This window comes from Enterobacter sp. kpr-6 (genome assembly GCF_900116015.1).
Taxonomy (GTDB): domain Bacteria; phylum Pseudomonadota; class Gammaproteobacteria; order Enterobacterales; family Enterobacteriaceae; genus Enterobacter_D.
The window spans coordinates 134,216-151,081 of sequence record NZ_FOYH01000002.1; the positions used below are offsets into that span (position 1 = coordinate 134,216).

Annotated in this window: 20 protein-coding genes and 1 riboswitch; of the genes, 1 reads left to right on the forward strand and 19 read right to left on the reverse strand. The window is 59.7% G+C overall.

The window, feature by feature from the left end; genetic code table 11:
* The 15 genes from BM373_RS05405 to BM373_RS05475 are packed head-to-tail and all read right to left on the reverse strand — an operon-like array spanning position 1 to position 11,769.
* Entirely contained in the window at positions 1-681 is a 681-nt protein-coding gene (locus BM373_RS05405; RefSeq protein WP_090460273.1) for an energy-coupling factor ABC transporter transmembrane protein, read from the reverse strand.
* A complete protein-coding gene (locus BM373_RS05410) occupies positions 665-943 on the reverse strand; it encodes an energy-coupling factor ABC transporter substrate-binding protein (RefSeq protein ID WP_090460275.1) in 279 nt (92 codons plus the stop codon). The genes BM373_RS05405 and BM373_RS05410 overlap by 17 nt, the downstream gene beginning before the upstream one ends.
* Positions 940-1,683: a cobalt ECF transporter S component CbiM gene (gene cbiM / locus BM373_RS05415; RefSeq protein WP_090460277.1), complete on the reverse strand. Its 744-nt coding sequence runs from the start codon at positions 1,681-1,683 to the stop codon at positions 940-942. The genes BM373_RS05410 and cbiM overlap by 4 nt, the downstream gene beginning before the upstream one ends.
* Positions 1,680-2,390, reverse strand: a complete 711-nt coding sequence (locus BM373_RS05420) for a cobalt-factor II C(20)-methyltransferase (RefSeq protein WP_090460279.1) — start codon at positions 2,388-2,390, stop codon at positions 1,680-1,682. The genes cbiM and BM373_RS05420 overlap by 4 nt, the downstream gene beginning before the upstream one ends.
* On the reverse strand, positions 2,387-3,181 hold the full coding sequence (locus tag BM373_RS05425) for a sirohydrochlorin cobaltochelatase (protein ID WP_090460281.1): 795 nt from the start codon (positions 3,179-3,181) through the stop codon (positions 2,387-2,389). Before BM373_RS05425 ends, BM373_RS05420 begins: the two co-directional genes overlap by 4 nt.
* A gap of 11 nt (positions 3,182-3,192) precedes the next feature.
* The gene (locus tag BM373_RS05430) at positions 3,193-3,978 is read right to left on the reverse strand and encodes a cobalt-precorrin-6A reductase (protein WP_090460283.1); all 786 of its coding nucleotides are present in this window, start codon (positions 3,976-3,978) and stop codon (positions 3,193-3,195) included.
* Positions 3,975-4,700, reverse strand: a complete 726-nt coding sequence (locus tag BM373_RS05435; RefSeq protein WP_090460285.1) for a precorrin-3B C(17)-methyltransferase — start codon at positions 4,698-4,700, stop codon at positions 3,975-3,977. The genes BM373_RS05430 and BM373_RS05435 overlap by 4 nt, the downstream gene beginning before the upstream one ends.
* Complete coding sequence (gene cbiG / locus BM373_RS05440; protein ID WP_090460287.1) at positions 4,700-5,755, reverse strand: cobalt-precorrin 5A hydrolase; 1,056 nt, start codon at positions 5,753-5,755, stop codon at positions 4,700-4,702. The genes BM373_RS05435 and cbiG overlap by 1 nt, the downstream gene beginning before the upstream one ends.
* Positions 5,736-6,509 carry a cobalt-precorrin-4 methyltransferase gene (locus BM373_RS05445; protein WP_090460289.1) on the reverse strand — a complete coding sequence of 258 codons (774 nt, stop codon included), beginning with the start codon at positions 6,507-6,509 and terminating at the stop codon, positions 5,736-5,738. Before BM373_RS05445 ends, cbiG begins: the two co-directional genes overlap by 20 nt.
* Positions 6,493-7,071: a decarboxylating cobalt-precorrin-6B (C(15))-methyltransferase gene (locus tag BM373_RS05450; RefSeq protein WP_090460291.1), complete on the reverse strand. Its 579-nt coding sequence runs from the start codon at positions 7,069-7,071 to the stop codon at positions 6,493-6,495. Before BM373_RS05450 ends, BM373_RS05445 begins: the two co-directional genes overlap by 17 nt.
* The gene (locus BM373_RS05455; protein ID WP_090460293.1) at positions 7,061-7,666 is read right to left on the reverse strand and encodes a cobalt-precorrin-7 (C(5))-methyltransferase; all 606 of its coding nucleotides are present in this window, start codon (positions 7,664-7,666) and stop codon (positions 7,061-7,063) included. The genes BM373_RS05450 and BM373_RS05455 overlap by 11 nt, the downstream gene beginning before the upstream one ends.
* Positions 7,660-8,799: a cobalt-precorrin-5B (C(1))-methyltransferase CbiD gene (cbiD, locus tag BM373_RS05460; RefSeq protein WP_090460294.1), complete on the reverse strand. Its 1,140-nt coding sequence runs from the start codon at positions 8,797-8,799 to the stop codon at positions 7,660-7,662. The genes BM373_RS05455 and cbiD overlap by 7 nt, the downstream gene beginning before the upstream one ends.
* The gene (locus tag BM373_RS05465; RefSeq protein WP_090460296.1) at positions 8,796-9,428 is read right to left on the reverse strand and encodes a cobalt-precorrin-8 methylmutase; all 633 of its coding nucleotides are present in this window, start codon (positions 9,426-9,428) and stop codon (positions 8,796-8,798) included. Before BM373_RS05465 ends, cbiD begins: the two co-directional genes overlap by 4 nt.
* A 5-nt stretch (positions 9,429-9,433) precedes the next feature.
* Complete coding sequence (gene cbiB, locus BM373_RS05470) at positions 9,434-10,399, reverse strand: adenosylcobinamide-phosphate synthase CbiB (RefSeq protein WP_090460298.1); 966 nt, start codon at positions 10,397-10,399, stop codon at positions 9,434-9,436.
* Positions 10,396-11,769, reverse strand: a complete 1,374-nt coding sequence (locus tag BM373_RS05475) for a cobyrinic acid a,c-diamide synthase CobB (RefSeq protein WP_090461068.1) — start codon at positions 11,767-11,769, stop codon at positions 10,396-10,398. The genes cbiB and BM373_RS05475 overlap by 4 nt, the downstream gene beginning before the upstream one ends.
* Positions 11,770-11,861: 92 nt before the next feature.
* Positions 11,862-12,037: riboswitch (cobalamin riboswitch) on the reverse strand.
* Between the two features lie 319 nt (positions 12,038-12,356).
* Here BM373_RS05475 and BM373_RS05480 point away from each other — a divergent pair.
* Positions 12,357-13,223, forward strand: a complete 867-nt coding sequence (locus BM373_RS05480) for a GHMP family kinase ATP-binding protein (RefSeq protein WP_090460300.1) — start codon at positions 12,357-12,359, stop codon at positions 13,221-13,223.
* Between the two features lie 25 nt (positions 13,224-13,248).
* Here BM373_RS05480 and BM373_RS05485 read toward each other — a convergent pair whose 3' ends face one another.
* The 4 genes from BM373_RS05485 to dacD form a co-directional block, all read right to left on the reverse strand.
* Entirely contained in the window at positions 13,249-13,584 is a 336-nt protein-coding gene (locus BM373_RS05485) for a DUF496 family protein (RefSeq protein WP_143102628.1), read from the reverse strand.
* A gap of 167 nt (positions 13,585-13,751) precedes the next feature.
* Positions 13,752-14,810: an FUSC family protein gene (locus BM373_RS05490; protein WP_090460304.1), complete on the reverse strand. Its 1,059-nt coding sequence runs from the start codon at positions 14,808-14,810 to the stop codon at positions 13,752-13,754.
* 146 nt (positions 14,811-14,956) lie between these two features.
* Positions 14,957-15,430: a DNA gyrase inhibitor SbmC gene (gene sbmC / locus BM373_RS05495; RefSeq protein WP_090460305.1), complete on the reverse strand. Its 474-nt coding sequence runs from the start codon at positions 15,428-15,430 to the stop codon at positions 14,957-14,959.
* A 77-nt stretch (positions 15,431-15,507) separates the two neighbouring features.
* Positions 15,508-16,677: a serine-type D-Ala-D-Ala carboxypeptidase DacD gene (dacD, locus tag BM373_RS05500; RefSeq protein WP_143102629.1), complete on the reverse strand. Its 1,170-nt coding sequence runs from the start codon at positions 16,675-16,677 to the stop codon at positions 15,508-15,510.
* Positions 16,678-16,866: the final 189 nt, after the last annotated feature.

Consider the following 16,866-nt stretch of genomic DNA (forward strand, 5'->3'; position numbering starts at 1 on the left):
TTACAGGTGAAAATCACCCTGATAAAGTTTGATATCCAGCGTCGTCGCCATTTGCTGATAGCGGATCAGCACCCGGTTAAAGAGCAGCCCGACCAGCATCGCCAGCGAGCGGTATCCGATCGGCACGCTACGATAACCAAATCGCAGCGTTTGCGCGCGATGGATAGCCATCGCCTCGTCCAGCAGGATAAAAATAAAGCGCCAGGTGAGCAGCACCTGCTCGGCGATCAGACGCGGAACGCGGGCGCGGCGCAGCAACATAATGAGCTGCGGAAACGGCAGATTCAGCACCAGCCAGAAGGTGGCCGCCAGCGCCGCCAGGCTTCTCCAGAAGGTTTCATTCGCCGTGGTCACGCCCGCCTGGGTCACGCCAAACCAGTAGCCGCCCACCGGCACGCCCGCCAGCAGCGCCTGCGGATCGTCGGTGAGGCTAAAAATAATCGTCAGCACGCCAATCAGCAAAAACGAGAAAGGGATCGCCATCCAGCGCAGCCAGCGGATAAGCGATATGCGCGCGGTCCAGCAGGTCAACGCCGCCAGCCCACACAGCAACATGCCCTGCCCCAGAGGAGGCAGTGAGAAGGCGAGGATCATCATCGTCAGCCAGAGAAAAAACTTCCGCTCCGGGGCCACGCCATACCAGCGGCTCTGGTAACTCAGGCGATCAAGGCCGTTCGTCACGCTGTCTGCCTTTCATGTAGCCGAGAATGTAAAAAATGACCGCCGCGCCCAGCGATCCCTGCAACGTAAAAAGCAGGCTTTCGATCTCGCCGCTGGCCGGTTCATAGAGCGGCTGGAACCAGGGCTGGTAATCGGGTGCCACTACCTGAATCTGGCTTTCGGCTTCGCCATCCGATCCGCCATATTCCCCGCCGTGATTGATGAAGAACGGCAGGATCACAAGCGCAATCACCATGGCGAGTAAGATCAGTGTTTTTTTCATTGGGCGTGTCCTGGGGTGGTAATCAGTTGCCGTTTGCTGAGCTGGTCGTAAATCATCACCGTCAGCAGCCCTTCGGCAATGGCAATCGGGATCTGCGTCAGACAGAAAATACTCATAAATTTGACCACGGAACCGGCTGCCCCGGTTGCGGGGTCCGGGAAGGCGACGCCCAGTTGCACCGAGGTCACAAAATAGGTCACCAGATCCGCCAGCATCGCGCACAGAAAGACGCAGACATCCCGGCGCAGACCGGCGCGGGTCGCCATTTTCCACACCAGGTAACCGACTACAGGCCCGATGACCGCCATCGACATGCCGTTCGCACCAAGGGTGGTCAGCCCGCCGTGCGCCAGTAACAGCGCCTGAAAGAGCAGCACGATTGCGCCGAGGATCGCCACCACGCCCGGACCAAAGAGGATCACCGCCAGCCCCACGCCGGTAGGGTGAGAACAGCTTCCGGTGACCGACGGAATTTTCAGCGCCGAGAGCACGAAAATAAACGCCCCGCACAGCGCCAGCAGCACTTTCTGATGGCTGTCGTCCTGTACGATCTGGCGCAGTCTGACCAGCCCGTACCACAGGCACGGCAGGAACAGCACCCACCACGCCAGCGCCCACAGCGGCGGTAAAAAGCCTTCCATGATGTGCATGGCAAATGCCTCCTGCGGGACAACCATCAGCAGCAAGGCTGCCAGCAGCCCGCTCAGTGACAGCCGTTTAAGCTGTTGCTCCCGTTTCATCCCCTCTCCCACGCTTTATTAATCAGAATCGTTGAAAAATAGGGCAGCGGCTGAGTGTCGCTCACCTCACTTAACTGCCGCCAGCACTGCTCGCCGGGCAAGGTCGCCTCGACCATCATCAGCGCGTGGTCGATAACGCCCGCCTCGGTCAGCAGCGCTTTGATGCGGGCAAAACGGCCATAAACTTTCATCAGCACCAGGCTTTGATGCTGCGCCAGGGCCTGGCGGATCTCCTCTTCCGGCGCGGTGCAGGAGACAATCGCCAGCGACTGTTGCTCCACCGCCAGCGGCGTCAGGGCGCGCGCGGCAATCGCCGCAAACGAGGTGACGCCGGGGACGATCTCAAGCCACGCCGGGCGACCCAGCCGTTGCAGCAAATAGACCCAGGTGCTGAAGAGCATGGCATCGCCAAGGGTGATGAACCCGACCTGTTTGCCCGCCGCGACCTCAGCGGTCAGCGCGGTGGCAACCTCATCCCACACCGCCTCTTTCTCGGCGTTGTCGGCGCTCATCGGAAAGTGGCAGCAGCGCACTTCGGTCTGCGCCCCCAGGTATTCGCGCACGATGGACAGCGCCAGGCTGTCACCGCCCTTGCGTCCTGCCGGGGCGTACAGCACATCAAGCTGGCCTAAGATGCGCGCCGCGCGCACAGTGATTAAGTCGCTGGCTCCGGGTCCGGTGCCCAATGCGTAGAGTTTGCCGCTCATGCCGCCACCTCCAGTTGTTGCGCCAGCGCCTGGTGCAGATGGCTGACGAACATCGCCCGGATCGCCGGGTTTTCCCCCAGGCCCTGCAAATGCGGCGTGGCGCGAATGCCCACCTGCTGGAACTGCGTTTTCCAGGAGTCGTCTTCGTCGGACGCCATGTCGTTGATCGCGTGATCGCCCGCCACCAGCATCAGCGGCATCAGGTGCACGTGGGTGATCGCTTCCCGTTGCAGGCTTTCAATCACCAGGTCAACTTCCGGGTAGCTTTCTACCGCCCCGACCCGCGCCGGGAAGCGGTGTGCCGCCATCATATGATCGAGGCAGGCGTAGGCGGCGAAGGCGTGATGGCTCGCGCCGTGGCCCATAAACACCACTTTTTCCCCTGCCGACAGCACCGGCATTTGCCACGCCAGCGCCTGCATCAGATGCTCATAATCCGCGTGACTGCTGAGTAGCGGTGCGCCGAGGGTGAGACGGGTAAACAGGGGGCGCAGGCTCTGCACCTCGCGGACGATTTTCTCGTACTCATCCCCGTTGATAATGTGCAGCGACTGGATCGCCACGTCCTGATAGCCCTGCTCCGCCAGCTTTTTCAGCGCGACGAGCGGGGTGTCGATGTGCAGGTTATCGCGCTGTTTCAGCTTGCGAATGATCATCCCCGAGGTGAAGGCGCGAAACAGCGTGCGATCCGGGCAGCTTTCCGCCAGCGCCTGTTCGCAGGCAACAATGTTTTTCTCACAGGTATCGGGATAGCTGGTGCCGAAGCTCACCACCAGAAGTGCTTTTTTCATCTTCTTCTCCTTTATTGGGCGGCAAGCCAGCGTGCCAGCCGCTGGCTGAAGGCCTGTTGGCTTTCCAGTAATTCGTCCCCCGCCACCGCTGGCGCAGGGCGGGCGATCACGATGCAGGGAATACCGGCATCAAGGCAGGGCTGGACTTTTTCCTGATAGCCCCCTTCCGCACCGGAGGCTTTGGTGATCACCACGTCGGCCCGGCACTGGCGGTAAAACGCGGCGTTAAATTCCGCGCTAAACGGGCCGCAGAGGGCGAAAATCTCGCCCACGCCAAAGCCCAGTTCAGCGCACTGCGTCATTACCTCCGCGACCGGCAGCACACGCGCCATCAGCACTTTTTCAGGAAGCCCCGCACGCCAGGCCGCCAGATCTTTACTGCCGGTGGTCAGCAGGATGCGGTCGCCCAGAGGCCGCGCCACTTCGCAGGCTTCGCCGATGGAATGCACGTAATGCAGCAGCGGGTGCGTCAGGCCCGCAAGCTGCTCCGGGCGCTGGTAGCGGCTGAGCAGAACGCCCGCCTGTTCGCAGGCGCGCTGAATATTGCGGCTCACCACCTCGGCGTAGGGGTGCGAGGCATCAATCACCCAGCGGGTTTGCCCCGATTTAAGCCAGGCCACCATCTCATCCCAATCCAGCCGACCGCAGCGCACCGCGCCGCGAAGCGTGCCCGCCAGTTGCTCGCCGGTTGGCGTGGCGACAGAAAGCGTGTAGCTCACCTGCGCCGCATCAAGCTGCTGGCAAATCGCCCGCGCGTCGCTGGTACCGCCGATGACCAGCACGTCAGTCTGGCTCACAGTACGTAACCACGCGGGGTGATCATCAGGCCGTCCTGCACATAGGTGGCGCGGTTGCCGACAATCACCAGGCTTGTCATGTCCACCGGCGTAAAGTCCATCTCGCCCAGCGTGGTCACCCATTTTTCCTCTTTTTTGCGCCCGGCGGATTTCACCACGCCCACCGGGGTTTGCGCGCTTTTGCTGGCCGCCAGCAGTTCGAAAGCGCGGGCCAGATGCCCTTCGCGGCCCCGGCTGCGCGGGTTATAGAAGCAGATGACAAAATCCGCCTCGCCTGCGGCAACAATGCGTTTTTCAATCACCGGCCACGGGGTTAAAAGATCGCTCAGGCTGATGTGGCAGAAGTCGTGCATCAGCGGCGCGCCTAACAATGCGGCCGCTGCGATGCTGGCGGTCATGCCCGGCACCAGACGGACTTCCACATCGATGTTTTGTTTGCCGACCAGCTCCAGCACCAGCCCGGCCATGCCGTAAATCCCCGCGTCGCCGCTGCTGATCAGCGCCACGTTATGCCCGGCCTGCGCCAGTTCAATCGCCGCCTGGCAACGCTCGATCTCTTTGCACATGCCGGTTTTGATCACCTGCTTATCGCCGGTGAATGCCTTGACCAGATGGGTGTAGGTTTTGTAGCCCACCACGTATTCCGCCGCCTGCAACGCTTCAACGGCTTCCATGGTCATCATCGCCTGCGAGCCGGGGCCAATTCCGATAACAGTTAACATCAGTGTGAAACTCCCAAAGTTATGGTGACGCCCTGCTCGCGCAGCGTGTCGCCCACCAGTTGCCCCTGGCTCATCAGCCAGGCGGCGGGACCGGATACGCTACCCACCCCGGCGGTCTGACGGACAAACGCCGACGCGGGAAAATGGTGCTCATGCTGGCGCAACGCGTCAGCGCTAAAAATCTCAAAGGCGACGTTCAGGTTTTCGGCTAACTGAAGCAGCGCTTTTTCATCCTGTTTTAAGCTGATGCTGCCGATGGCCCGCAGCGCCAGCGGATCGAACTGCTGCGCCCGAAGCTGCCTGTCGAGCAGGGACGACACCACCGCATACGGCGTATCGCGCCGACAGCCGATCCCGGCGACCACGCGCCGGGGCACCAGTTTGTACACCGGGACCGGCAGCGCGGGCAGTTCAGCGCGCATGCTGATGCACACCAGCGCATCGAGCGGCGGCAAGGCAGTGAAATCGTCGACCGGAATAAATCCGCGCGTGTCACAGCGCGCTGCGTCATCACGCAGGTTTTCGTCGCACCACAGCCCGATGCGCTGCCCGCTGACCAGCATCTGATTGATGCGTTTGACCGCCGCGCGAAAATGTTCCATCCGCGCATCAAGCTGGCGCGCCAGCACGTCCAGCGCCGCCAGACCGTTAACGTCGGTGGCGGTGGTAATCACCGGATCGGCCCCCAGAAGGCCCGCCAGGTAAACCGCCATCGCATTCGCGCCGCCCAAGTGACCGGAGAGCAGGCTGATCGCGTGCTGCCCGTGCTCATCGATCACAATGACCGCCGGATCGTGCAGTTTGTCGTTGACCAGCGGAGCCAACACGCGCACGGCAATGCCCGTCGCGCCGATAAACACCAGCGTGGAATAGCGGCAAAAGGCATCGCGCAGCGCGTCCGCAAAGTTGCCGTCGAAGGGTGAGAACCCGTCGGTGACCAGCTTTTCGCTGGTAAAACAGCGCACCGGGAGCGCCGTTTGCAGCCGTTTCGCAAGCTGTACGCCGCCCGGCGTCAGGCAGAACAGCGCAATGGCGTCAGGCTTTACGGTATTCATGGCTGAAATCCGCCGCGTAGAGGCGCGAGTAGTGGTACTCCTCGCCAAGAAATTTCCCGACCAGGATCAGCGCCGTTTTGCGAATGCCCGCCTCGCGGACTTTGTCGGCGATGTCTGCCAGGGTGCCGCGCACCGTCTGGCTTTCCGGCCAGGTGGCTTTATAAATCACCGCCACCGGGGTATCCGCCGGGTAACCCCCTTCAATCAACCGCTCCGCCACGCGGTGAATGCGCTGCACGGAGAGGTAGATCGCCATCGAGGTCTGATGCGCGGCAAACGACTCCAGTTGCTCCAGCGGCGGTACCGGGGTACGGCCCTCAAGACGGGTGATCACCAGACTCTGCGACACTTCCGGCACGGTGTATTCCACGCCCAGTTCGGCGGCGGCACCGAGAAAGGCGCTGACACCCGGCACCACTTTCCAGGCGATGCCGCGCGCGGTGAGCACTTCGCCCTGCTCACGCACCGATCCGTAGAGCGAAACGTCGCCCGTTTGCAGTCGCACCACGGTTTTCCCCGCTTTCACTCCGGCTTCCATCAGGTCGATGATCTGCTCAAGATGCAGTTCAGCGCTGTCGTGGCACTGGGCATCGGGTGGGCAATAGTCCAGAAGCTCGGTGTTGATCAGCGATCCGGCATAAATCACCACCTGCGCCCGCTGCAACAGCCGGTAGCCCTTCAGGGTGATCAACTCCTTATCACCCGGCCCGGCCCCCACAAACCAGACGGTTTGCGCCTCAGTTGTGTCTGGCATCGCTGGTCTCCTTCTCGCAGGAAATCACAAAGACGGGGTTATTTGGCTTGAAGTAATGGCCTGTGCCGAGTGCGGTGAGGGTGGAAACCTGCAACTGCTGGCAGTCCAGCGCTCTGACCCGGCACAAAGCCAGGTGCGTAAGCGCGGCGCTGAGGTTTTCCTGCAAAATAAAGGTCATCACCAGACGCCCGCCGGGGTGCAGTTGCGCCAGCGACCAGTCGATAAGCTGGGTGAGATTGCCGCCGCTGCCGCCGATAAACACCGCGTCGGCGAGTCTTGGGATGGAGACAGGCGCAACGCCTTCGAGGATGGTGATGTTCGGGCAGTCAAAGCGCAGGCGGTTATCTTCCAGCAAACGCAGCGCCGCCGGGTTGCGCTCCACCGCAGTGATGGCGAGGGAGGGATTAAGCAGCGCCGCTTCGATGGAGACGCTGCCGGTGCCCGCGCCGATATCAATAAAATGCGTGGCGCGGTGCAGCGCCAGCCGGGAGAGCGCCAGCGCCCGGATCGGCTCTTTGGTCATCGGCACTTTTTCACCGCGTAAAAACAACTCATCTTTCATTGAGGATCACCACCACGTTCATGTCGTATTGCTCCCGCACTTCAGTGGCCCGCAGCCAGTGAATGCGTTCGTTGTCCTGGGCGAGGTTTTCGCCAATCACCAGCCAGCGGTGGCCTGCGCCGCGCGTGATCAGTTCAGCGGCGATTTCACGCGGGCCGCAGCGGGCGTCGGTCACCATCGCCACTTTGTCGTGACGGACGATCGTGTCGAAATCCACTTCGCGCCCGTGGCTGCTGGTCAGCCAGATATCATTCATGTCGATGCCGGTTTTCGCACACAGATACTGCACTGCGCTGATGCCAGGAATGACGCGCACCTGCGCAATGCCAAAATGCGCCACCAGCCGTGTGCCAATGCCAAAAAACAGCGGATCGCCGGAGGCCAGCACCACGATATGTCGATGTTGCTGGTCGGCAAGCCACGCCAGCAGCGCCGGAATATCCGCGTCAAGCGCGCGGATTTCACCTTTAAAAGCGACAAACTGGGCGAGGTGTCTTTTGCTCCCCACCAGCGCATCGGCGTACTGCACGGCCTGCAGTGCGGCGGGCGTCATCAGCGACAGCGTGCCAGGCCCCATTCCCACGACGGTCAGCATTGCAGATCCTCCGCAATGGCGGTGAGAGGACGGTTCACGCCCAGCACCTGGTTATCAAACGAGAATAAAATGGCGTCGCACTGGGGCGGATTCTGGCTAAAGCGCAGCGTCTGCCCCACGCGCTCGCAGATCCGCCGGGCGAGGTGATCAAACAGATGGCTAAATCCGGCGGCCTGAACAGGTTCCAGCGCCGCTTCGGTGGTGTCGCACTCGCTTACCGCCAGCAGCAGATCGTGCGGCGCGCCGAGAAGCGCCAGGTGCGCCACCAGGATTTCCATGCGTGCATCGGCGATGTGGCTGTGGGTGTGAAAGATCCCGGCGGCAACTTTCACCAGTTTGCCGGGGTGCCCCACCAGTACGATTTGCGTAAAGCCCAGTCGCACCGCCTCTTCAATCATGTAGCCGACGAAGTTGCTCATGGTCACTACCGCGTCTGTTGAGACGTTAAGCTGTTCACGCACAAACCGCTCGCCGTGATTACCGGGCACCAGAATGACGCGGCGCAGCCCGGCGGCGTGTTTGATCTCAAGCTCCAGCGCCAGCGAGCGCTTCCAGCTCTCCTCAGACATGGGCGTGACAATGCCGGTGGTGCCGATAATCGAAATGCCGCCCACAATGCCTAATCTGCCGTTATAGGTTTTTTGCGCCCGCGCCTCGCCTTCCGGGGCGAAGATTTCAACGTCAGCCCCGCGCGCCGGGCCGATGGCTTCCCGCACGGCGGCTTCGATGGTCTGGCGCGGCGTGCGGTTGATGGCCGCGCTGCCAATGGGTAAGCCGATGCCTTTACGGGTGACGGTGCCGACGCCTTCCCCTCCGCGCAGCACAATCTCCGGGCTGTCGGTCAGGGTGACACGGGCAAAAATCAGCATTCCGTGCGTGGCGTCCACGTCATCGCCGCCGTCTTTACGGATCGCCGCGATAGCCTGCTGGCCCTCGATGTGCGGCGACTCGACGTTCAGACACAGGGTGACGCCGGACGGGGTGACAATCGACACCTGATGGATCAGGTGCTGGCGCAGCACCATCAGCGCGGCTACTTTCGCCGCCGCCGTGGCGCAGGAGCCGGTGGTGTAGCCTTTGCGTAAGGCTTTACCGTTATGCCAGACCGGGGCGTCAAAGGCGGAATCGCTCATTGCGCCTCCCGCAGGTGGTAGAGCATGGCGTTAATAATCGCCGCCGCGACGTTGCTGCCCCCTTTGCGCCCGAGGGCTGCAATCGCCGGAAGCTGACTGGCCGCCAGCGCATCTTTTGACTCTTCGGCCCCGACAAAACCCACCGGTACGCCCACCACGCCGCGCACGTCGCATTTATGCTCCAGCAGGCGGAACAGCGCGGTAGGCGCGTTGCCAAAGACAAAGATTTTGTCGCCCGGCTCGGTGAGCGCCAGATCCACCGCCGCCATGGAGCGCGTGATGCTCTGCGCCTTCGCCTGGCGCACCACGCGCGGATCGCTGATAAAACAGCGCACCTCACTGCCGAAGTGGGCGAGCAGGGTTTTATTAATGCCTGAGAGCGCCATGGTGGTATCGGTGTACAGCGTGCAGCCGTTGCGTAGCGCGGCGCACAGACTGGTCAGGGCGGTGTCGGAAAACCACAGAATATCCAGCCAGTCGAAATCGGCGGTGGTATGGATAACGCGCTTGATCACCGCCTCATGCAGCGGGCTGGCAAAAACATAGTCGGGCCGCGTCTGGCGAATAATGTCGCTGATGATGACAAAACTTTTGGCTTCAATGGCCTGAGGTTGCTGCAAATACTCCATGGTTTTCATCCTGTGAACGTGCCCGCAAGCGCGATGTGCACCAGCGCAAATAAGATCAGCGCCAGCGTCGAGGCGACCCACATCAGTTTCAGGGTTCGGGAAATGTCATCGATATGGATCGCGCGGTGCTCATCGCCGATCCACGGCTTGTCCACGCGCTGTCCGAAATAGTCATTCGGCCCGCCAAGGCGCACGCCGAGCGCGCCAGCGACGGTTGCCTCCGGCCAGGCGCAGTTCGGACTGCTGTGATTGCGGCGATCGCGAAAGCCAAGCCGGAATGCCCGTTTAGCATCGAAACGGCACAGCCAGGCGGCGGCGGTGAGAAGCAGCCAGCTCAGGCGCGCCGGAAGGTAATTCGCCACATCGTCCATGCGTGCGCTGACCATGCCGATGGCGCGGTATTTTTCATGTTTGTAGCCGACCATCGAATCGAGGGTGTTCACCGCTTTGTAGGCCATCGCCAGCGGCGCACCGCCGATCAACAAGAAAAACAGCGGGGCAATGACGCCATCGACGGTGTTTTCGGCGACGGTTTCCACGACCGCGCGGCTGATTTGCGCGGGCTCCAGCGCCGAGGTATCGCGCCCGACAATCCACGACAGCTTTTCTCGGCTTTCCGCCAGCGTGCCGTGACGCTGGGCATTTTCGACCGCGCGGGCGCTGTCATCCAGGCAGCGCGCGGCAAGCAGCGTGTAAATCATCCACACTTCAACGCCGAAGCCGATCCAGGGGTGAATGGCGCGGGCCAGAGCGAGAAGACCCCAGGCCACCCCGCCGGTGGTACCGACCACCACCAGCCACATCACGCCACCGCCGATTTTTAGCGTCGCTTCACGCTTGCACGCCTTGCGCACCAGACGCTGCGTCAGATTAATCAGCGCGCCGATCCAGCGCACCGGATGCGGCCAGTGGGGAGGATCGCCCAGCCAGCGATCGAGGAGCCATGCGGTAAACCAGGCAAGCAGCGTCATCGGGCGCTCCTTGCGGCGGCAAACCAGTGGTTGAGCATCGTTGGGCGCTGGGCAAAATGCAGGTGCAGGTAGCTGCCGAAGGTGTTACCCACCTGCCAGCCCCCTTGCCAGCGCTTAAGCATTTGCCCGTCGCGGGTTTTATGGCAGTCGAACGCGGCCTGGCGCGCCGGGGTGAAATCGGAATAGTGAAATTCATGGCCGCGCAGCCGCTCGCCTGGGGCGGTAAACAGGGTGTGCTCCCGCGCCTGCGCCTCGCAGTAGCCAAACCGGGTGAGCGTTTTACCCATCTGGCTGTGGCCGGGAATAATGTCGAGCATGTTGTGCACCGCGCCACGGGCATCGGTCAGCGTGGTGCCGAGATACATCAGCCCGCCGCATTCGCCATAGATCGCCACGCCACGCTGATGGGCGGCGCGGATTTGCGCCCGCATGGTGTGGTTTGCGGCAAGCGCCGGGGCGTGCAGTTCCGGGTAGCCGCCGCCGAGCCACAGCATCTGGCACTCTGGTAAGTGGCTGTCGTGAAGCGGGCTAAAACGCACGATGCGCACGCCCGCCTGCTCAAGCAGCATTAAGTTATCGGGATAGTAAAAGTTAAAGGCTTCGTCATCGGCCAGCGCCAGGGTTAACCCTTCGCCGGACGCGGGCATCTCAGGCCATTGACCGGGCGGCAGCGTTTGCAGGCGCGTCAGGTCGAGCAGGCGGGCGATATCCAGGGTCTGTTCTAAACGTGCGGCAAAATCCTGCCAGGCGTCGGACTCCACGACGGACTCCCGCGCCGTCACCAGGCCTAAGTGTCGCTCTGGCAGCGCCACGCCCGCACTGTGCGGAACATAACCCAGTACCGGCAGCGGGCAGTATTTTTCGACAGCCTGCTTAAGCAGTTGAAAGTGCCCTTCGCTGTTGACCCGGTTGACGATTACACCTGCGATATTCAGCGCCGGATCAAAGTGCCGGAAGCCCATCACCGTGGCGGCAATGGAGGTGGAAACGGCTTTGCCATCGACCAGCAAAATCACAGGCACGCCCAGCTGTTTTGCCAGCGCAGCGCTGCTGCAATAGTCAGGATCGGTGCCGTAGCCGTCATACAGTCCCATTACGCCTTCGATGACGCCTATATCGGCCTGCTCCAGGTGCGCAGTAAACAGGGCATTGAGGGTGGCGGTGGGGAGCATAAAACTGTCGAGATTGCGGGAAGCAACGCCGGTCACCGCCGTATGCCAGGCGGTATCCAGATAGTCAGGGCCGACTTTGAAAGGCTGAATGCGTAAGCCGCGCTGCGTCAGGGCGCGTAACAACCCAAGCGTAACGGTGGTTTTGCCACACCCGCTGCCGGTGGCGGCGAGGATAAAGGCACTACGCGCTGCTGACATATCCGTTCCCGTTGCGGGCGGAAAAAGGATGCAGTCAGGCTGTACGCGCAGCCCGGCTGCACGTTGCTGACCAACCCACTTCCCACCGAAGTTGTTGGTGATACCGTAAGGTCGGTCTTCTGGCTTAGCGTCGTCCTCGCCCGTCCTTCCCGATCGGATGATCAGTGGTAATACGGGGTTGTCAGCATTACAGCAGCGGGGGCTGCGGGGGATTCACACCCCCTTCCCTGCCACATTTTCTGTGGCGAACCTGTCGGTATTATTTGGTTTTATGCCTGATGAGCCTAAAACGGGTAATTCAAATTCTTACTCTATCGCATCTGATATATAAAAACGGAGGCAGTTTATCCTGCCTGAGAGATTATTTTGTTGCGCTATAACAATTTCTTGCGTGAGCTACGCCAGCGCCCGTGGATCCACGCTTTCAGATAAAAGAATAAAAAATTGCGAATAACAAAATATTGCCGTTTGAGATTGAGCCTATGCGCCCATTTCATTTCTTTTTCCGAATGGTGTTAGCGGCAAGCCTGGCGTTTGCCGCGCGGCGGTGACACTATCTGCTTCCCGAACACCGATAAGGAAAAACCGTGGCGCTGGCAACCTGTCCCGCATCCTGCGGCGAGATTATTCAGGGCTGGATTCTGGGCGGTGAGAAATTAGTCTCCTGTCCGGTCAACTGGTACAGCGCCGTTGAGATATCAAGCGGTACCCCCCTGCCTCAGGAGCGCCCGCTGGTGCGCGCGATGGTCGATCAATTGCTGGCGTTCTGGCACCTGCCGCCGGCACTCAGCCGTGAGATCCGCATCGACTGCCATTCAACGATCCCGGTGGCGAAAGGGATGGCCAGCAGCACGGCGGATATTGCCGCCACCGCCGTGGCCACCGCGCGGCATCTCGGGCACGCGCTTGATGAAGCGACGCTGGCAACGCTCTGCGTGGCGCTTGAACCGACCGACAGCACCGTGTTCCGCGCACTGACCCTGTTCGATCATCACGCCGGGACTACGCGTATCGCCTGCGAAGCACCGCCTGCGGTGGATATTTTGCTGTTAGAAAGTCCGCTGACTCTGCGCACCGCCGACTATCACCGGATGGCGCGTGAGCGGGCGTTACAGGATAACGCCAGCACGCTCGATCGGGCCTGGCAAAAGCTCCAGCTCGCCTGCCAGCAAAAGAGTGCGGCGTTACTGGGTGAAGCCGCCACCTTAAGTGCGATTGCCAGCCAGACGGTGTTACCGAAGCCAGGTTTTACTGCGCTGCTGGATATCGTGATGCGCTGCGATCTGTATGGCATAACGGTGGCGCATAGCGGCAGCGTGGTCGGTCTGCTGTTAGATACCCGGCGTCACGATGTGGAACAAATCAGTGGGTGGGTGAAAGAGAAAACGGAGGCGGAACAGTGGCCGGTGCAGCATCTGCTGCGAATGGTAGAAGGTGGGGTAACAGAACGGTGAGAGCAAGGCCCTCACCGTCAGAGAATTACTCGCCTTTCGGCTCGTGGGTTTTCATCTCACCCATGGTTTTGAGCTTTTTAGAAATCTCGCGGCGCTCTTTGGAGATCTCAGCATTCTTGATGATGTAGTCATCAACGCGATCTTCGTAATCGCTTTTCATGCTGGCAATGATGCCCTGGATGGCTTCAACGCTCATACCCGGCTTGATGTAGTCGCTCAGGTTGTCCAGCAACAGTACGCGCTTTTGGTTATCACGGATCTTTTTCTCGACGTCCTGGATTTCGCGTTGCAGCTTGTTTTTACGACGGAACAGACGGACAAATTCCAGTACATCCTGGAACGAAGGCTTAGTGATTTCCATTTTTACACCCCTGCTAATATAAGATTCGGATTCGTTAAAGCAATCGCCGCGGACTCAACATTACTGATAGCGACGACTGATGACAATGGTTTTATCCTTTACGGTATCATAACCCTAAATCGTGCTGAATCGAAACAACGCGCTGAATTTGCCCGTACAGGTGCGGCTTATTTGCGCAGCGCCCGGCAGATTAAATGCGACAGAATTTCAAGCTGGCGGGCAAGTTCCAGACTTAACCACACGTAGCTGTGAATGGGCGTTTCAGCGAGCGTCTCCCCTTTATGATCCTGAATCAACTGCCGCAGTTCAGCGACGATTTCATTCAGCTTTTCGTTGTTCGCCAGCACCGGCTGCGGATTGCCTTCGTACAGCGCATGGGCAATCGTCAGCAACGTTTGCTGGGTCATGTTTTGCGTTTCACGTAGCGTTTGCGCGTTCAGCATGACGAAGTGGCTGGCACGGGACGCCCAGTAAGCGTTGATTTGCAGCTCCAGCATACAGACCAGGTTGCGGTTCACCGTCTGGATCGCCTCAAAAATCGCCTTCTGGATGTGGGTCTCTTTACTGGCAGGCACAATCAGCCCGCGCATTTTTACCACGTCATTGAGTATTTTTTGCAGGTGCTTTTCAAGGCGCGGGCGTTCGACAAGATTAGGGGAAAACCCGGCCTGATAGACGCGGTTAAACGCCGTGACGTAATTCGCCATCTGGATGCGCCAGTGCAGAAACGCCCGCTGCGGCCAGATACCGGTAAACAGCATCGCCAGCAGGGAGCCCAGGATCACATCGCCGCCGCGCCACAGTGCGATATGCATGTCGCCCGCGGGTGCGCCGACCACAACCGACAGGGTGATACCGATTAACAGCGCCTGATAAGGTTTCTTGCCCAGCGCCAGCCAGCCGCAAAGGAACATGGCGGCGAAACACCACAGCAGCATCAGCGGCAGCGATATCAATTCCAGCCTGAGCGCAATCAGGCCAAGCAGGGAGCCAAAAATGGTGCCGCCAATACGATCGAAGGCGCGGGGGACGACGTTGCCCCAGAAGGAGATCGGCCCCATGATCACCACCAGCGTGATCAGCGGCCAGGTCCCTTCGGGAATATTCAGTAAGCGCACCAGTAAAAAGGTCAGGATAAACGCCAGCGCAATGCGCACACCATGCACAATGCGGTAGTGGCGATAAAGGCGAATTTCAAAAGGACTGAGTGATTTGTCGGGACGCACACCCGCTCTCCGGCTAAAACGACAAAGGCGCAATTGTATCTGTTTTTCTGGCCGGGGCATCGGGATTGTCGCCTGCGCCCCGGCGAAAATGCGCATTTATTACACAAACAGCAGCATCAGCCCATCAGGATCAACTCTGCGCGTCCTCAGAGCGTTTTGGGTTCGACCGGGATATACATCTCAATATCCCAGTGGCCTTCCCCGCTGTCGGCATTGAGGTAAAGCTCAAAACAGGGGCGTAAGGCGATCTGATGGTCGGGATCAGCCAGAAGGCTGCCGAAAAAGGAATCCCACGCCTGCTGGAAGGCTTCGTTTTCTACGTGCGCACGGGCCACCGCGTAGGTGCCACCGGGCAGTTCACTGAGCATCACGCCTTCGCTGTTTTCAGGAATGGTAAAACCGTCGGCCACGGTGATAACCGTATCGGCCCGCAGTTTTTCTGCCGGCACTTCATCCGGGTTATCGTAATAGACCGCGAGCCATTCCTGCGGCTGGATCTGCTTGCTTTTCACCCACATCGTCAGTTGTTCAAATCCCTGTTTAACCGTTTTTTCCCACGGCCCAACCAGATGAAACCCGGCAATCTTACGCTTGTTTACTTCTCTGATGCTGTAATCCATAGGAGCCTCCGTTGGTGATGATTATCTACAGTATGTGAGCAGGCTGGCTGACTCGCCAGCCAGCCTGTGGCAAAAGGTTATGCTTTATGGTGCAGGTAATCAGACAGTCGCGAGAACATACCGCCCTTCCCTACGCTTTCGAGGGTGACCAGCGGCCACTGCGCGATGACCCGGTCGCGATCGTAAAGCTCAATTTCCCCTACCTGCTGATGGGCCGCTATCGGTGCTTCGAGTGATTTTTTGGATAACGTGTATTTTGCTTTGATATGCGGCATTTCACTTTTCGGTAGCGCCAGCCAGTAATCCTGCTCGATACCGAGCGAGATTTTTTCTTTGTCGCCGTACCAGATGCGCTCGCTGCCGACCTGCTTACCTTTACGCAGGATTTGCACCGTATCAAAGTTCTGCTGGCCCCAGTGGAGCAGTTTGCGCGCCTGATCCTCACGCGCTTTCGGGCTTTCAGCACCCATGATCACCGCAATTAAACGCCGCTGACCGTCAACGCTTGAGGCGATGAGGTTGAAGCCCGCACCGGAGGTGTGCCCGGTTTTCAGACCGTCGACAGCCAGCGATTTGTCCCACAGCAGGCCGTTACGGTTCTGCTGGGTAATGCCGTTCCAGGTCAGGCTTTTCTCACTATACATATGATAAAACGCAGGCTCGCCGTGGATAATCGCGCGGGAGAGCACCGCCAGATCGTAAGCTGAACTGTGCTGGCCAGGCGCATCCAGCCCGTGCACCGTTTCAAAATGGGTGTCGCGCAAATTCAGCTTTTGCACGTAATCATTCATCATCGCCACAAACTGCGGCTGACCGCCCGCCACATAATCGGCGAGTGCCACACAGGCGTCATTACCGGAGTCAACAATCAGCCCCCGGCTTAAATCGCGCACCGTGACCCGGTCGCCCGGCTTGATAAACATCAGGGACGATCCCTCAAACACCGGGTTCCCCTTCGCCCACGCATCTTTGCCAACGGTAACAACATCGTCCGGCGTAATGCGATGGCTGTCGATGGCCCTGTCCACCACATAACCGGTCATCAGCTTGGTGAGGCTCGCCGGGTTACGTTGTTGATGTTCATTGCCCGCCGTTAAGAGTTGCCCCGTGGTGTAATCCATTAAAACCCAGGCACCGGCCTGAATTTGCGGCGGCTGCGGGGTATAAGGTAGATCCTGGGCCTGCGCTAAATTCACGCAAACAGCAAGAAGTGAAGTGGCAATAAACAAACGGCGTTTCAACGGCATATCCTCTAAGTCATATAAAATCGATGCCCTTTGTACGGAAATTCTTATGTCGTAACCTGGCATAATTGCAAAGAAATGTGACAGCGGGGGATCAGGACAGGAAGAACGCTCGCAAAAGCAGCGTTAAAAAGGCTTTTATTTCGGAAGAGAGCCTGGGATGGTTTACCATAGGAGGGTGACTTTAAAACA

Coding starts and splice junctions, on each gene's coding strand:
- BM373_RS05410 (WP_090460275.1), bottom strand. CDS start 943: ATGAAAAAAACACTGATCTTACTCGCCATGGTGATTGCGCTTGTGATC.
- cbiM (WP_090460277.1), bottom strand. CDS start 1,683: ATGAAACGGGAGCAACAGCTTAAACGGCTGTCACTGAGCGGGCTGCTG.
- BM373_RS05420 (WP_090460279.1), bottom strand. CDS start 2,390: ATGAGCGGCAAACTCTACGCATTGGGCACCGGACCCGGAGCCAGCGAC.
- BM373_RS05425 (WP_090460281.1), bottom strand. CDS start 3,181: ATGAAAAAAGCACTTCTGGTGGTGAGCTTCGGCACCAGCTATCCCGAT.
- BM373_RS05435 (WP_090460285.1), bottom strand. CDS start 4,700: ATGTTAACTGTTATCGGAATTGGCCCCGGCTCGCAGGCGATGATGACC.
- cbiG (WP_090460287.1), bottom strand. CDS start 5,755: ATGAATACCGTAAAGCCTGACGCCATTGCGCTGTTCTGCCTGACGCCG.
- BM373_RS05445 (WP_090460289.1), bottom strand. CDS start 6,509: ATGCCAGACACAACTGAGGCGCAAACCGTCTGGTTTGTGGGGGCCGGG.
- BM373_RS05450 (WP_090460291.1), bottom strand. CDS start 7,071: ATGAAAGATGAGTTGTTTTTACGCGGTGAAAAAGTGCCGATGACCAAA.
- BM373_RS05455 (WP_090460293.1), bottom strand. CDS start 7,666: ATGCTGACCGTCGTGGGAATGGGGCCTGGCACGCTGTCGCTGATGACG.
- cbiD (WP_090460294.1), bottom strand. CDS start 8,799: ATGAGCGATTCCGCCTTTGACGCCCCGGTCTGGCATAACGGTAAAGCC.
- BM373_RS05465 (WP_090460296.1), bottom strand. CDS start 9,428: ATGGAGTATTTGCAGCAACCTCAGGCCATTGAAGCCAAAAGTTTTGTC.
- cbiB (WP_090460298.1), bottom strand. CDS start 10,399: ATGACGCTGCTTGCCTGGTTTACCGCATGGCTCCTCGATCGCTGGCTG.
- BM373_RS05475 (WP_090461068.1), bottom strand. CDS start 11,769: ATGTCAGCAGCGCGTAGTGCCTTTATCCTCGCCGCCACCGGCAGCGGG.
- BM373_RS05485 (WP_143102628.1), bottom strand. CDS start 13,584: ATGGAAATCACTAAGCCTTCGTTCCAGGATGTACTGGAATTTGTCCGT.
- sbmC (WP_090460305.1), bottom strand. CDS start 15,430: ATGGATTACAGCATCAGAGAAGTAAACAAGCGTAAGATTGCCGGGTTT.
- dacD (WP_143102629.1), bottom strand. CDS start 16,677: ATGCCGTTGAAACGCCGTTTGTTTATTGCCACTTCACTTCTTGCTGTT.